A 13,563-nucleotide genomic window follows, 5' to 3' on the forward strand; every position below is an offset into this window, starting at 1 on the left:
TTTAATTTTAGTGTGTCGGTCGCTAAAGAGGGCTGCTACGAACAACCATCAACGAAACAACCAACAACAAAATTTACATTGACAATTTATTATACTTATTCATCATCTGTACGCCATGTACCAATGTGGCACCACTTTCAATAGCAGCACCAACATGAACAGCTTCCATCATTTCTTCTTTAGTTATTCCCTTCTGTAGTCCGTCTTTGGTATAGGCATCTATACAATATGGACATTTTACAACATGGGATACCGCTAAAGCTATTAATGACTTCTCTCTTGCACTTAGTGCACCTTCTTCGAAAACCTTACCATAATAATCGAAAAATTTGGTTCCAAGCTCTTCACTCCATTCTGTAATTTTGCCAAATTTTCTTAAATCTGCTGGGTCGTAATACGTATTTGCCATCTTTTTTTGAGTTTTAGGTTGTATTCTATTTTTTTGTTCATGGTTAAAATATATAGGGGTTCCCTGTCCCATTTTTTCAATTTCGGGGAGTATTTCCATATTGTCCCAAATACCTGAAATTAGTGTGTCACCGTATGCTTCAGGCAAATGGTTTTTGTACATCAATTTTTGTGCAGTTTCTACATCGTATTCAAAGGAATGATGAGTGTAGGATACTTGACCATCTACGATATCGAGAATCATATACCAAACCCTAGCCGTACCATCATTTGCCGGCATACCTATAACACCTGGGTTTAACCAAAGCTTATCATTGAAGGTCTGATGAAAGGGCAAACCACAATGACCTGCAATTATGATATCACTTTTAGTTTCTATAAAGCTGTGTTCTTTACTTTCTGTCGCGTTTGATGCAAATATGAATTCTGAGGTATTCCCATAATTTCCATGGACAACTGTAACTTTTTTGCCACCATAATCAAAACTGATGTACTCCGGAATTTCCTTCATCCAATCTAATGATTGCTGCGACAAATGACCTTTAGTGTACGGAAACCACATTTTGGAAAAATCGTCACATCTACTACCACTTTTAAAATCGCAGCCACAGTCTTCACTATCATTTGCCAGTTGTAGCTCAACATTACCGGCAATACTTAGCGCACCCCATTTTTGGAAAAGTTGAACCGTTTCTTCTGGTTGTGCACAATAGCCTGTAATATCGCCTGTACAAATACAATTCTCTGGTTTAATATCTTCTTCATTGGCAATAGAAATCAATTTTTCTAACGCCTGTAGATTGCTATATACACCGCCAAAAAGCAACAGCTTTCCACTTTTTGTGCCAATATGTTTTATTTCTTTATCCATGTTGGTATTATATATACAAGTAGGCAACAAACAATGCCCCAAAAATTAATCCAAAGTAAATCGGCATACTTTCCTGTCGTAAAAATGAGTGCTTGTGGAAACCAATTGAAAATCAAAAGGAAACCAAAGAATAATCCACTAAACACACTTAAATGAAAACTTATTTTGGGAGCCTTCCCTCTCCAAAAAAGAAAAACAGGGGTCAAGCCAATAACCATAGTACCACTAATAGTTGTCGCCGAAAGTATTTCTGCATTTAAGAACACGGGAATTGTACCTAAAATTGCAATTATGACCATTGACCATCTGCCAAATTTAAGGGACTTTCCAAATTTTAAATCCATCGCCACTAATTTTGAAAAGGATGAAAATGTAGAATCTAATGTAGATGCAGCAGAAGTTATCATTATGAAATTAATGACCAACAAGATAATAATACCAAAAGCTTTGCCCACTTCTACAGCAGCCTGCCCTTGCATACCTTGTGATAGTGCATAAACACCAATGACACTAAACAGGACTATGCATATTGCACCTAAAATACTAGCCCATAGAAAACTTTTTAATGTGATTTTAGGACTACTAATAAATCCGCGATCTGTTAAAACAGGATCATGAAAAGGATAACTGAAGGATTGTAATAATGCCGCAAATAGTAAATTCAATCCCGTTTCGAAAGACCATATTCCAGAATTTACTACCTCTTTAACAGTTGTTGATGTTGTATTCCCAAAAATAGTGAACAATATTACCGCTAAAAGAATAGAAAAGAGTCCCATTTGGATAACATCGGTAACTATAGAACTACTCATGCCTCCTTTTAAGACATAAGCCAATGTCAACCCTGTAAATACTAAAATGGACCAATAATACGAAGATGTGCCTGCAGGTCCAAAATAGGAACCAATGACCATGGTATTACTCCATACCTCGTTAAATAAACGAATGGCAATCAATATAGAAAATATTGTAACAGCAGATTTTCCGAATTTACTCGATAAAAAATGGTGAATGCTTCTATATTTCCCATGTAATCGCATTCTGTATATAACCAAACCAGCTACGGCAAAAGAAAGATAATATCCGGCATACGCAACGCCACCAACAATCCCAAAGTCCAAACCTAAATTTGCGGCGTTCGTAATACTCTTGGCAAATATCCATGAGATGATCAAACTGCCCATTAGCATAAATGTGTTGGGCGCTTTCTTTTTTTGAACTGCCTTATAAAACTGATTTGTGTCTTTTGCCCATGGCGAAAGTATGAACAGCACCAAACTTGATGCTATAATTAAACTCCATTGCCAAATTTTTACTTCAGTCATTTAATTTATTAATTACTATAATTCAAGGTATCCTGCCGTGCTCGACCGTACCGAAGAAATAATTTCCTAACTATTTATCCCACCAAACTGGAACATTTATGCTATTGCCATCTGTTTTACTTGCGGCAGCTACATAATTGACACTATTCAAAGCTTCTTCTTCAGAAGGATAGGGCATACGAATAGGAATTAAATTGTTGTTTAAGCTCGCAGAAATTGTTTTCAATTGTGGAAAACCGGTTCTTCTGTATTCTACCCAACCTTCATATCCATTTATCATATTGGAAATCCATTTTTGGGTAATGATATTTTCTAATGCATTACCATTACTTAAAGCACCTTCTGCGCTTAAATAAGTTTCGGGTATTTCTACTTGCCAATACGCAAATGCTTGTGTTACCCCTGTATTGTATAGTGTTTCGGTATCACCAGTTATCAAGCCTTTTTGAGCTGCTTCAGCCAATAAGAAATGAGTTTCCATACTGGTCATGAAATTAGCGTCTAAAAGCCCTGTATTTTCTCTAAAAATGGCACCTAATAATGAATAATCTGCCACGGAAACACCTGTTGAGGCATCAATACCGTTTAAGAGTCCGTTGAATTCATTAGTGGTGGTATTGCCTAACGGTCGATATAATCGTTCAATTCGCGGATCATTTAGATCGGTCAATATTTCATCCATCGTTTCAGATAATACGTAATTATTAAAATCTCCTATTCGAAGTCTGGCCAGTCTAAAATTATTAGGTTCACCATCCGTAAAATTGAAAATAGCATTTTCCGTATTTTCATCTATAAAATTACCATCGGTTACAATGGTCTGTAATTGTGTAGCAACATCAACTTTCGCTGAAATACGCATTAGATATTTTATTTTTAGGGAATTGGCAAAACGTATCCATCCCGCTAAATCACCATTAAATAAAATATCGCCTTCTAGCGAAATAGTGCCCATGTAACTTTCTATTGCGGCTATGCCTTTATCAAGATTATCAAGTATGCCACCAGCATCCATATAAATAGATTCTTGTGTGTCATAAATTGGCGTTACTGTTGTCGCATCTCCTTTAAAGGCTTCTGAATAGGGTACATCTCCGAATAAATCTGTTAAACCTGCCGCCATATAAGCTTTCATAATTCTTGCAGGACCTTCATACACCGTAAAAGCCGGGTTCTCTTGTGAGAGATTCAATATAATTTCATTGTCCCGAAGGTTTTTATAGAAAATTGGCCATGGATTACCCCCTAATTGTGGAGATTTGAGGTTGTGCCTATCGAACAGGTTAAAATCGAGCGCGGTACTATATTGCCCTAATAAATTCCCTGCGGTAAAACCCTCGTATGACATTTGCTCGCCATAATCATAAATGACTTGTCTTAGCAATAGGCTTGGTTGCACGGTTACTGGTGCATTTGAATTTGTATTTATTTCCTCAAAATCATTTGTACAGCTAAGGACAAACAATACGGTTAGAATGCTATATATATGTTTCATTGTGTTCTTCTTAAAAATTAAACCCGGCTTTAAACCCGATACTTCTTGTTGTAGCATACGACATGTCTTCAACCCCGCTGATAAAGCCTTTACCTTGAACTGCTAATTGTTCTGGGTCGAAATGCGGATTTTCAGTGATTGCAAATAGGTTTTTACCTATTAGGGATAATTTCAAAGTAGCATCTTGATTGAAAATGCTGAGGTTGTTGAACGTATAGCCAATTGATAATTGTCGCAGTTTTAGAAAAGAAGCATCATACGTGTTGTTCTCTTCATGGTTTCGGTCATAAAATTGGCGGTAATAACTTTCTACCGTAACAGCTACGGTATTTGGGGTATACACTGGAATTGCTTCTGTACCGGTATTTACGACACCTTCAGGTACTATACCAGATTCTGGTCTAAACGCTGTTTCTGCCAATTGGCCACCAACATTACCTAATGCCTTTGTTCTAGAAACAATAATACCGCCTTGTCGCCAATCGAAAAGGAAACCTAAATTCCAATTTTTGTAGTTAAACTCGTTGTTGAAACCCAACATAAAATCTGGATTGTAATTCCCTAATTTTTGAAGGTCATTATTAGGGATATATCGCCCTTCTTCGGTTAAGATAAAATCACCATTTTCGTTTTTAAGGTATCCGGTACCATAGATATCACCAACGCGTCCACCTTCTTCAACCTGAAAAAATACCGTTTGGTTTTGACTATCGTAAATTCTGGAATATGCCAATGTTAATCGACCATCTTCTTGTGGTAAGCTTTCTACGGTAGACCTGTTTGTGCTAAAATTTAAGGTACTGTTCCATTTTAAGTTTTGACTTAGTACAGGTGAAATACCCAAAATAACTTCTAATCCTTTTGAGCGAACTTCCCCGCCATTAACTACTTGTTGTGTATAACCAGAAGATATACCTATCGGTAATGAAATTATCTGGTCTTTGGTCAAGGCATTATAATACGATACATCAAACCGTAATTGATCTCCGAACAATCGAATATCAGCGCCTACTTCAATAGATGAGGTACGTTCTGGTTGTAAATCAGGATTAGCAATAATATCTGAATTACTAAAAGTAGGTTGACCATTATAAGGTGTTTGTGCTACAAAAGCACCGGTGGTCTGATACGGATTGGTGTCATTACCAACTTGTGCCCAACTGGCTCTTAGTTTTGCAAATGATATAGCTTTTGGTAAATCAATAACTTCAGATAATATAAAACTACTTGATACCGATGGATAAAAGAATGAGGTATTACCAACAGAAAATGGTGTTGCCAATGCGCTAGACCAATCGTTGCGTCCTGTGATATCCAAGAAGAGAAAATCTTTATACCCGAATTTCGCTAAACCGTAAAAACTATTAATGCGTTTGTTCGATTCAAATTCAAATACTTCAATTGGTGACGCTGCGTTCGATAATCTGAAAATACCCGGTTGTGCTAAACTTGTAGTTTGTGACTGCGAGGTAAATGCTTTTTGGTCCAATCTATTTCCACCAAGGGAAACATTAACCTTAATATTATTGAACTGATTGGTATAATTTAATAGAAAGTCGGTATTTATTTCCCTAAAGAAAACATCATGTTCCGCGTAACCACCATTTTTAAAACGATTAGAACTGTATGCCCTGCGTAATTGGCGTAGCTCGCTAGAATAATCCATACCGGTTCTAACAGATGCTGTTATATGGTCATTAATGTTATAAGTAGCAGAGATATTTCCAAATACCCTATCCCTATTAAAATGGTTTCGGTTTTCATAAAGAATGAAATATGGATTATCAAAATAAGTGTAGTTAAAGGAGTATTGTTGCACACCTTCTAAACCTGGTTGCCAATAGTTTTTAAGATTATTGATATTTAAGGAACGAGGCCCCCACGCTACCAATGAATAATTGACATTTTCAGAACCATATCCGTTAGATGGACGATTATCACTTTTTGAATTTATATAACTGATGGATGAATTTATCTGTAGTTTATCAATGGGCTTAAAATTTAGGCGAGTTCCAATGGTTTGTCGGTCTAAATTCACACCAGGAATTATAGATTCGCTACGTAAATTGGTAAATGAAAGGCGAAAGTTTCCTTTATTAAACCCTGATGCTATTGAAATGTTATTGATTAAGGTTGTTCCGGTTTCATAAAAATTTTTCAGGTTATCAGGGTTTGACCTAAACTCTGTTGGAGTAATGGGAATACCACTATATAGTGCCGTATCTCCCCCACGTACAACAGTTTCATCCGATAATGAAACCGGACTATCATACTGTGGAACTAAGTTGCCAACATCTAAACGAGGACCCCAACTATACGTGATTAAATCATTTGTTCCTCCGCCTAATCCGTCAACAAAGGCAAAAGCGCCGGCATTACCCTGTCCGTATTCATTTTGAAATTCAGGTAGTTTAAAAGCTGAATCCAAAAAAAAGCTGGTGTTATAGCTAATTCCTAATCCTTTGGTGTCTTTTCCACTTTTCGTTTCTATAATAATAACGCCATTAGAAGCTCTTGCACCATATAATGCAGCGGCACTTGGTCCTTTTAATACGGATACTTCTGCAATATCATCAGGATTAACTTCCATAGCTCCGTTTCCAAAATCAATCTCCTGAAAACCTGCTGCGGCCTCATTGGTAAAATTGAAAACTGAATTATTATTGATGGGTACACCATCAACTACGAATAAAGGGTTGTTGTTAGAAAACGATGCCTCGCCTCTAATAGTAATTTTAGAAGAAGAACCTACTCCTGTAGCACCTTGATTAATAGTAACTCCCGCTAATTTACCAGATAAATTATCTAAAAAATTTACTGACTTTACCTCGGTAATCCCTTTAGTATCTAAGCTTTGTACGACATACCCCAATTCTTTAGTTTCTCTTTTAAGTCCTAACGCGGTTAATACGACTTCATCAAGTACCTCTGTCGATTCTTCAAGGGTAATGTTTATACTTCGATTATTATTTATAGGAACTATAATGGTTTGATATCCTAAAACTGAAAATTCTAGTGAGCCGAATAGGTTAGGGATGTTTAAAGAATAAACTCCTGCATCATTGGTTATAGTTCCGGTTGAGGTACCCGAAAGTATAATATTAACGTACGGAATAGTATTTCCTTCGGTATCTGTAACAATACCAGTGATTTTTTCTTGAGCATTGACTATAGTTATCATAAACATAGTCAACACCATAAAAATGTGTTTCATAAATAGCTTTTGAACTGAGTTTTACATTTACCCAACATTGGGTAGGGTGGGCACTAGACAAATGAAATCTCAGGAGAGCCTTTATTATAAAAGCATTTGTTAGAAAACAGATTTGCGGAGTTATTCCTTTTATGAAAAAGCCTAATTTTTACTCTTAAAAGGCCTATGATCAAAAGTAGTATGGAAGTAGAAAGCGTTTTTGAAAAAAGCAATAAAGACCGTAAATCTTTTTCATTATCTACATCTTGTAGAACGGGTAGTTTTATTAATTCAGAAGATTCAGATTGTAGCCATGTAGAAATTTGACTATATAAACTATAACGCTGCCATGGTAACTTTTTGAAATTTGAAACATCAAAATTATTTTTTTGTAAACCAAGCAAATAAAATCCGCCATCAACAGAAGGGCCAATTATGGTTTTACCTAATGCCAATTGTTTCGCGGTATTTTTAAGATGTTGTGTCTTTAAATGGGGAGTATCATTACCAATAGTGATGATATTGTTAAACCCTCGGTCAAATACTGCAGCTATAGCGTTGGTAAATCGCTCACCAAAATTTGAACCAACTTGGTCTTTATCTGAAATATGAAATGTAGGTAATCCTGTATCCTTTGCTTTTCGAAGAGTGCTTTGAGTCAGCTTATCGAATAATTGTTCACTATTGGGAATAGACTTATGTACCAACTCTTCCTTAGCGGAATTGGCAAATACCAAAATTGCTGTTTTATGCAGTGAATTCAATTAAAATTTTCTTTCTCGTTAATAAACTTACGTAAAAATATAGTAAAGGTTTTCTTAGTGTAAATAAATATCAAAATTTAAGTATCCGAAACTTCTTACTTTAAGTCAAAATGTCAGTTTTAGACTAATCAGTCGGTTTTTAAGGTTCAAAATGTGATATTAAACAGAAGTTTAAGGTTTAAACTAACACATATATCTGTCCATAAGTACCTTTTTAGCTAATTTTCCGTCGAAATTCTTAGGTTACAGACTGGTTAGTCTAAAAAAATCCTTAAAATTTCACCCAATTTTAAAAAATTATTAGCATTTGCATATCTAGCAGTGGCATAGCTATTGCGATTAGGCCTCTAGAAGAATTTAAAAAATATATTAATTATGAAATCATACACAAATACCAAAAGCGCTTGGAAGGTTTATCTCTTCTCAGCGATTATAGCCCTATTAGTGAGTTTTGGGGTTATTGAATTTAACAAACAAACGACAAAAGAGGATGTTGGAGTTACGGTTGTTGATTCGGTTCGTGGTAGTCATGTTCTCTATACTGCCGACAATGAAGGAAATATAAAGCCATTAGATTTTACTGAAACATCTGAAAAAGTTTTAGATGCGGTTGTACATATTAAATCAACGCAAACAGGTTCGTCTTACGGAGACCATGGTACTCGTGAATTACCAGACCCTTTTAAAGAATTTTTTGGAGATATGTTTAAAGGGCAGGCTCCAGAAGGAATGCAATCACGGCCTAGAGTTGGCACAGGTTCAGGTGTCATTATTAATGATAAAGGGTATATCGTGACCAATAATCATGTTATAGCAAATGCAGATGAAGTTGAAGTAACGCTTTATAATAACCAGTCTTATAAAGCAACGGTTATAGGTACAGATCCAACAACAGATTTAGCCTTATTACAGATCAATGCAGATAATCTAAAAACGATGGCATTGGTAAATTCGGATGACGTTGAGGTAGGTGAGTGGGTATTGGCAGTGGGTAATCCTCTAGGTTTAAACTCTACGGTTACGGCTGGTATCGTTAGTGCAAAGGCAAGAAGTATTCGCATTAATACCGATAAGTTTGCTGTTGAAAGTTTTATACAGACCGATGCTGCCATCAATCCTGGTAATAGCGGCGGTGCTTTAGTAAATCTTGATGGTAATTTGGTAGGAATAAATACTGCTATTGCCAGTACAACGGGTACATATACGGGTTATGGTTTTGCCGTACCTAGTAATATCGTCACTAAGGTGGTCGAAGACCTTTTGAAATATGGGAATGTACAACGTGGTATGTTGGGAGTTACGATTAGAACAATGGACGGGAACTTGGCCAAAGAGAAAGATGTGTCATTTACCCAAGGCGTTTGGGTTGAACATGTGGGCGAAGATAGTGGTGCAGATATGGCAGGAATTGAATCTGGTGACATTATTGTCAGCGTAAACGGGAAAGAAACAGGTACTTCACCAAGACTTCAAGAAATCATTGCAGGAAAAAGACCTGGTGACAAAGTTGCCATCGTTATTAATAGGAACGGTAAGGAAAAAGAGCTAGAGGTTGAACTTAAAAATTCTGAGGGTGGTACCAGTATCATTAAAAAGGAAGAGAAAGAAGTTTTTAACCTTTTAGGTGCTGATTTTGAAAATTTGAACAAAGAGGTAGCTAAGAAATTCCGGTTAGAAGGCGGTGTTCAAGTGACAAAACTATATCCTGGGAAAATAAAAAAGGAAACCCAAATGCGTGAAGGTTTTATCATTACACATATAGATGGTGAACGCGTTAAAAATATTGATGATCTAGCTGATATTCTTGAGGGAAAAAATGGTGGAGTTATGTTAGAAGGTATCTATGAAGATGGTAGTAAACATTATTATGCCTTCGGGTTGGCTTCATAGTCCACTATAATACCTAATTTTATGCCAAGCGGATAATAGTATTCGCTAGGCATTTTTTTTGAAATCAATTCTAGATAGATGCATACACGTTCAAAATCCATAGGTTTAGTGCTTTCAGGTGGTGGAGTACGTGGCATGGCGCATATAGGGGTTATAAAAGCCATGCAAGAGTTTGGTCTTGAAGCAACCGTTGTCGCAGGTAGTAGTGTGGGTGCTTTAGTAGGGGCATTGTATTCAGCCGATAAGCCAGTTGAAGACATGCTTCATTTCTTTAAGGATACACCCTTGTTCAAATATAATTATTTTGCTGTAGCTAAACCAGGCCTTATTAATACCGAACGTTTTATTGGAGCATTTCAAGAATATTTTCCTGAGGACAATTTTTCCGCTTTAAAGAAAGACTTACATGTTGTGGCTACGAATTTAGAAGAAGGTGAAGAAATTTTTATAAATAAAGGGGAACTTATACTTCCACTTCTAGCCTCTGCAGCATTGCCTCCAGTTTTTAGTCCAGTAGAATATAATGGAGCATTACATGCAGATGGGGGAATAATGAACAATTTTCCATCAGAACCAATTTTAAGTAGGGTCGAGTATGTAATTGGTAGTAACGTTTCCTTAGTTTCTAAATTACAGAAAAAACACCTTAATAATTCCTTTCAATTAACCGGCAGAGTAACGGGACTAATGATTTATGCCATCAATAGAGAAAAAATCAATAATTGTAACTTGATTATTGAGCCCCAAGAATTGGAAAACATAGGTATTTTGGACCGCAGAGGCATAGAAAAGGCCTATGCCATTGGGTACGAAACAGCAGTTAGAACATTTGAAAAAGTTCCATAAAATTAATAAGGCACTATTTAAGTTCTAAAACAGACAAATTACCAAAACTATTAATCTTCTATATGTGTCAATTTATACATCGTCATAATCAACCTTAATGGTAGGTGTGGTTGGGTGTGCTTGACAAGTTAGAATAAATCCTTCTGCAATTTCCTTATCCGTCAGAATCTGGTTCATGACCATTTCTGCTTTTCCTTCGGTTACTTTGGCAATACAACTGCTACATACACCACCTTGGCAAGAATAGGGAGCATCAATATTTTCTTTTAAAACAGCATCTAATACCAAGGTCTTTTTGTCCATGGTAAATTGAAATTCCTCATCATCTAGAACCACGGTAATGGCAGTTGACCCTTCCGCTTGAATAGGCAATTCTTCTTTGATTTCGGTTGTGGTGAACAATTCAAAGAGAATCTTATCCTTATCGATACCATTGTCTAATAGAGTGTCTTGCACTGTGTTAATCATAGCTTCTGGACCACAGAGATAGTAGGTGTCAAAATCAACGTCTTTATGTTTATTCTTTAAAGCATAATTAACGGTTGAGGTATCGATACGACCAAATAACGCCTTGTCTTCTCGGGTTTGACTATTGGTAAAATAAACAAAAAACCGATTGGAATATTCTAGTTCCAGTTTCACTAAATCGGTATAGAACATAGTCTCTTCATATGACTTATTACCGTAAACAAGTACGAATTGATTTTTAGGATTACTATCTAAAGCAGATTTTACGATACTCATTATTGGAGTAATACCACTACCAGCAACAAAGGCAGCAATGTTTTGGACATCTTTCGAGGGTTTGAAAACGAAACGCCCTTCGGGCTCCATTACTTCAAGTATATCACCTACTTGTAATTTATTATTTGCGTAGTTCGAAAATCCTCCGTTATCCACTTTTTTAATACCAATGGTAATACCATCTTTTTCAGGTGAGGAACTAATAGAATATGCTCTCCTTAATTCTTTACCCTTTATTTCTTTTTTGATGGTAATATATTGACCGGCCGTAAATGCAAAGCTCTGTGCCAAATCTTTTGGGATAGCGAAAGTTACCGCTACAGAAGTTGGCGTTAATTTTTTAATATTCTTTACCGTTAGTGGGTGAAAATGCGACATATGATCGTTTCTTTAAATCGAATTGCAAAATTAAGCATGCTTTTGCGATATCATATGACATTTGTCAAAAAAGTCTAACTTTTTGTAACAAATTCAAGATATTTCTTACCAATACCCTGAAGATAAAAATCAACCAAATGTTCAAACAGTTTACTTCATTACAATGGAAATCATTCTTTAGGTCTTCCAATCTTGGCAAAAGCTTGGGCATAAAAATTTTGATGGGATTTTTCGGAGTTTATATGTTGCTTTCACTTGCGGTAACTGGTGGCGGAATGTACTTTATATTAAAGAAGATATTTCCAGATCAGAGCCCTATGTGGAGTATTAGTCAATATTTCATCTACTGGATTTTAATTGAATTATTCCTTCGTTATTTTATGCAGAAACTACCGGTTATGGATATAAAACCATTCTTGACCACACCAGTTAAGAAAAGTACCATTGCCCATTATATTTTGGGTAGATCAGCTGCTTCAATTTATAATTTACTGACGTTATTTTTTGTCGTTCCTTTCGCAATAGTACTCTTGTTTAATGATTACCCTGTACTTAATGTATTATTATGGGTGGTTGCAGTCATGGCCATTGTTCTTTGTATTAACTATGTTAATCTATTGATCAATAAAAATGAAAAGCTTCTGATTGGTATCGCCAGTATTCTTGTAATAGGATATGGTCTAGATTACTTTGATGTTTTTTCGGTAAAAGAATTGTTCGCTCCTGTCTTTCATGCACTGTATGTTTATCCGCTAACAGTTTTGATTCCAATTGCTTTGGCAGTAGGTATCTATTATGTGAATTATCAGTTTTTAAAAGACAAAATTTATTTGGATGCCACCTTAAAGGCGAAAAGTGTAGCGGCCAATACCTCAGATTTGGCCTGGACAAAGCGGTTTGGAGAAATGGGCTCGTTCTTACAGCTGGATCTAAAAATGATTTGGCGTAACAAAAGAACAAAGTCACAAGTCTTTATTTCGCTTCTGTTTGTTTTTTATGGTTTGGTATTTTATACGGTTGAGGTTTATAGTAGCATGATGCCTATGAAAGCCTTTGTCGGCATTTTTATGACAGGTATTTTCTTAAGTAATTTCGGTCAGTTTATTCCTGCCTGGGATAGTAGCTACTACAGTATGATGATGTCTCAGAATATTCCCATGCGTAAGTACCTCGAGTCAAAAGTAATCTTGATAACGGTTAGTATAGTATTTATGTTTCTGTTGACTATACCCTACGTATACTTTGGTTGGGAGGCATTGGCCATTAATTTTGGGTGTGCACTGTATAATTTGGGAGTAAATATACCGGTCATTTTATATTTCGGGTCTTTCAATAAAAAACGAATCGAATTAGATCAGAGTCCGTTTGGGAATATGCAAGGAACGAGCGCTACACAATTTCTAATTATGCTGCCTGTTTTGGTAGTTCCGATTGTACTATTCTCCATATTTTATTACGTGTTTAACTTACAAGTAGCGGTAATTGTACTTTCTGTCTTAGGGGCTTTAGGTTTTGCGATGAAGAATTACTTGTTGAACTTAATTACAGAACAATACAAAAGAAAAAAATACGGAATGATTGCCGGCTTCAAAGAAAAAGCAAGTTAATAGTGCAGTACGAGTTCTTTTTATAATTACAAATTCGAATAT

The 13,563-nt window shown here is 36.0% G+C and carries 9 protein-coding genes and 1 pseudogene; 3 read left to right on the forward strand and 7 right to left on the reverse strand.

Going from position 1 to position 13,563, the window contains the following annotated elements:
* Positions 1–73: 73 nt before the first annotated feature.
* The 6 genes and pseudogenes from AACZ49_RS06575 to AACZ49_RS06600 all read right to left on the reverse strand — a co-directional run bounded on the left by AACZ49_RS06575 (position 74) and on the right by AACZ49_RS06600 (position 8,056).
* Entirely contained in the window at positions 74–409 is a 336-nt protein-coding gene (locus tag AACZ49_RS06575; protein WP_081819435.1) for an arsenosugar biosynthesis-associated peroxidase-like protein, read from the reverse strand.
* A 237-nt stretch (positions 410–646) separates the two neighbouring features.
* Positions 647–1,279: pseudogene (locus AACZ49_RS06580) on the reverse strand (metallophosphoesterase family protein); the annotation flags it as partial.
* A complete protein-coding gene (locus AACZ49_RS06585; protein ID WP_339652809.1) occupies positions 1,264–2,604 on the reverse strand; it encodes a sodium:solute symporter in 1,341 nt (446 codons plus the stop codon). The pseudogene AACZ49_RS06580 and the gene AACZ49_RS06585, both read right to left, overlap by 16 nt.
* 70 nt (positions 2,605–2,674) lie before the next feature.
* Positions 2,675–4,099, reverse strand: coding sequence for a SusD/RagB family nutrient-binding outer membrane lipoprotein (locus AACZ49_RS06590; RefSeq protein WP_339652810.1), 1,425 nt, complete (start codon positions 4,097–4,099; stop codon positions 2,675–2,677).
* A gap of 10 nt (positions 4,100–4,109) precedes the next feature.
* Positions 4,110–7,313: a SusC/RagA family TonB-linked outer membrane protein gene (locus AACZ49_RS06595; RefSeq protein WP_339652812.1), complete on the reverse strand. Its 3,204-nt coding sequence runs from the start codon at positions 7,311–7,313 to the stop codon at positions 4,110–4,112.
* A 53-nt stretch (positions 7,314–7,366) separates the two neighbouring features.
* Positions 7,367–8,056: a DUF2064 domain-containing protein gene (locus tag AACZ49_RS06600; protein ID WP_339652813.1), complete on the reverse strand. Its 690-nt coding sequence runs from the start codon at positions 8,054–8,056 to the stop codon at positions 7,367–7,369.
* Between the two features lie 375 nt (positions 8,057–8,431).
* Between AACZ49_RS06600 and AACZ49_RS06605 the strand changes: the two genes are divergently transcribed.
* Both AACZ49_RS06605 and AACZ49_RS06610 read left to right on the forward strand, forming a co-directional pair.
* A complete protein-coding gene (locus AACZ49_RS06605) occupies positions 8,432–9,946 on the forward strand; it encodes a Do family serine endopeptidase (RefSeq protein ID WP_339652814.1) in 1,515 nt (504 codons plus the stop codon).
* Between the two features lie 78 nt (positions 9,947–10,024).
* Positions 10,025–10,792, forward strand: a complete 768-nt coding sequence (locus AACZ49_RS06610; RefSeq protein ID WP_339652815.1) for a patatin-like phospholipase family protein — start codon at positions 10,025–10,027, stop codon at positions 10,790–10,792.
* 72 nt (positions 10,793–10,864) lie between these two features.
* Here the strand turns inward: AACZ49_RS06610 and AACZ49_RS06615 are convergent, their stop codons facing one another.
* Complete coding sequence (locus AACZ49_RS06615; RefSeq protein ID WP_339652817.1) at positions 10,865–11,914, reverse strand: ferredoxin--NADP reductase; 1,050 nt, start codon at positions 11,912–11,914, stop codon at positions 10,865–10,867.
* Between the two features lie 137 nt (positions 11,915–12,051).
* Between AACZ49_RS06615 and AACZ49_RS06620 the strand changes: the two genes are divergently transcribed.
* Positions 12,052–13,521 (forward strand): DUF5687 family protein, encoded by a 1,470-nt coding sequence (locus AACZ49_RS06620; RefSeq protein WP_339652819.1) that lies wholly within the window; start codon positions 12,052–12,054, stop codon positions 13,519–13,521.
* The last annotated feature ends 42 nt before the right edge of the window (positions 13,522–13,563 follow it).

It is taken from the genome of uncultured Maribacter sp. (assembly GCF_963975365.1).
Classification (GTDB): domain Bacteria; phylum Bacteroidota; class Bacteroidia; order Flavobacteriales; family Flavobacteriaceae; genus Maribacter.